Source organism: Myxococcaceae bacterium JPH2, from assembly GCA_016458225.1.
GTDB lineage: Bacteria > Myxococcota > Myxococcia > Myxococcales > Myxococcaceae > Citreicoccus.
Map to the genome: position 1 here is coordinate 1 of JAEMGR010000087.1, position 2,592 is coordinate 2,592.

At 71.4% G+C, this 2,592-nt stretch carries 1 protein-coding gene; it reads left to right on the top strand.

The genetic code is table 11. The features are described 5' to 3' along the window. Positions 1-49: 49 nt before the first annotated feature. Positions 50-2,592 (top strand): amino acid adenylation domain-containing protein (locus JGU66_36205; protein MBJ6766219.1); only part of this gene is annotated, 2,543 nt, incomplete at its 3' end.

The following is a 2,592-nucleotide window of genomic DNA, read 5'->3' on the forward strand; positions in this document are numbered from 1 at the left end:
CACCGTCGCCTCCCTCGCTCGCGAACTCACGCGGCTTCAGGGCGCTCCGGTGGACGTTCCGGAGCCTGCGCCCCGGCCCGCGAACGAGCCCCCCGCGCTGTCTCCCGCCCAGGAGCGGCTGTGGTTCATCCAGCAACTCCATCCGGACTCCGGCGCGTACCACATCCCCCAGGCGGTCGAGCTGAAGGGGGCGGTGGATCCCGACGCACTCGATGCGGCGCTGCGGCTGTTGCTCGAACGGCACCCCGTGCTGCGGATGACGGTGGCCTCGCATCAGGGACAGCCTCGGGCCTCGCTCTCGGATTTGCCCTCGCGCGCGCTCCAGGTCGAGCGCGTGGAGGCCCTGGCTCGCGATGCGGGCTGGATGGAACAGCGGCTCCTTCAGGAGTCGTGGCGCCCGTTCTCGTTGGAGCAGGGTCCGCTGTATCGCTTCTTGCTGCTCCAGACGGGCGGCGGCGTCTCGGTGCTGCTGCTCGTCTTCCACCACCTCGTGGTGGATGGACTGTCGCTGGACATCCTGATGCGCGAGCTGGGCGCGGCCTATGCCGACGCCAGCATCGGTGACATCCCCGCGCTGCCCTCCGTGCCGCTCCAGTACTTCGACGTGTCCGCGTGGCAACGCTCGGAGCCCGTGCTCGCGCGGGAGGATGCGCAACTCAGTTACTGGAAGCACCAGCTCGCGGGAGTGCCGGACCTCCTCCAGCTCCCCACGGACAAGGCGCGGCCCGCCGTGCTCACGCACCAGGGCGCGTCCACCGGCCTCCAGGCAGTGCCTGCCGAGATAGCGGAGGCCGTGCAAGGGCTCGCGCGCGAGCACCGCGCCACGCCGTTCATGGTGCTGTACGCCGCGTTCGCCGCGCTGCTGTATCGATACTCGCAGCAAGAGGACTTCTGCGTCGGCACGCCGGTGTCCGGGCGCACGCATCCGGCCACCGAGGGCGTCGTCGGACTCATGGCCAACACCGTGGCGCTGCGCACGCGACTGGACGACCGCACTCCCTTCTCTGCGCTGCTCGCGCAGGTGCGTGACACCACCCTGGGCGCGCTCGCGCATCAGGATGTTCCCTTCGAGCGATTGGTCCGTGCCCTCGGCGTGGAGCGCGGACTCGGCCATGCGCCGCTGTTCCAGGTGCTGTTCGACCTGCACCGTGCGCAGGGCTCGCTCGCGGAGGCCTTCCGTGGACTGCGTGCCCGGCCGGTTCCCGTGGACGTGCGCGCCAGCCCGTTCGACCTCGCGCTCAGCGTCCTCGAAGGACCGACAGGCTTCGAGCTGGTCCTTCGCTACAGCGGCGAGCTGTTCGAGCCCGGTACCGCGCACGCCTTCGTCGCGCACTATCTCCAGCTTCTCGCGCAGGCCGTGGCTTCTCCCGGCACGCCCGTGGCTCGGCTGTCGCTGCTCGCGCCCGACGCACGCGCCCAGGTGCTCGTCCCGGCTCGCTCACCCGCGCCCGACTTCGACCTGGACACCTGTCTGTCCGAGCGCATCACCGCGCACGCGCGACGTACGCCCGAGCATGTGGCGCTCGCGTCCTCGCAGGCCCAGTGGACCTACGCGGCGCTGGAGAGCCACACCACCCGCGCCGCGCGCAGGCTGCGGGCCCAGGGCGTCACGTTCGAGTCCGTGGTCGCGGTGCTCGGTCATCGCTCCGAGGCCACCGTGCGCGCGGTGCTGGCCCTGCACAAGGTCGGCGCCGCGTACCTCCCGCTGGACACGCAGCTTCCGTCCGCGCGCCTCGCGCAACTCCTGGCCGAGAGCCGCGCGCCCTTCGTCCTTCCGCTGGAGGGCTCGGGCGCAGCGCTGGACGCGATGCTCGCGGAGCTTCCCGCGTCGCAGCGCCCGCGCGTGGTGACGCTCGACGGATGGGAGTCCGAGTCCACCGAGCCGCTGTCCCCGAGCGTCACGCCGAGGACGCTGGCCTATGCCCTGTTCACCTCGGGCTCCACGGGCACGCCCAAGGGCGTGATGGTGGACCATCGGGGAATGCTCAACCACCTGCTGGGTATGCAGCAGGGGCTGGGCATGGGCCCGGACGATGTGCTCGCGCAGACGGCGCCGCTGTCCTTCGACATCTCCATCTGGCAGATGCTCGGCGCGCTCGTCGGCGGTGGCACCACCTTCGTCGTGGAGGACGAGGGGGTGCGCGAGCCGCCTCGGCTGGCCACCGCGCTTCAGCACGCGGGCGTCACCGTCTCGGAGCTGGTGCCCTCGTTGCTGCAAGCCGTGTTGGAGGACTCTCCGGAGGGCGCGCTCAACGGCCTGCGCAGGATGGTCACCATCGGCGAGGCGCTGACACCCGCCACCTGCCGCGCATGGTTCGAGCGATACCCGCGCATCCCGCTCGTCAACGCCTACGGCCCCGCCGAGTGCGCCGACACCGCGTCGCTGCACACGATGCATTCGCCGCCCTCGGGCGCGAGCACGCCCATCGGCGCGCCCAAGGGCAACATGGAGCTGTACGTGTTGGACGCGGCGCTCCAGCCCGTCCCGCGCGGCGTCCCGGGTGAGCTGTACATCGGCGGAACGGGCGTGGGCCGTGGCTATCTCGGCCGCCCCGACCTCACCGCCGAGCGCTTCGTGCCCCATCCCTTCAG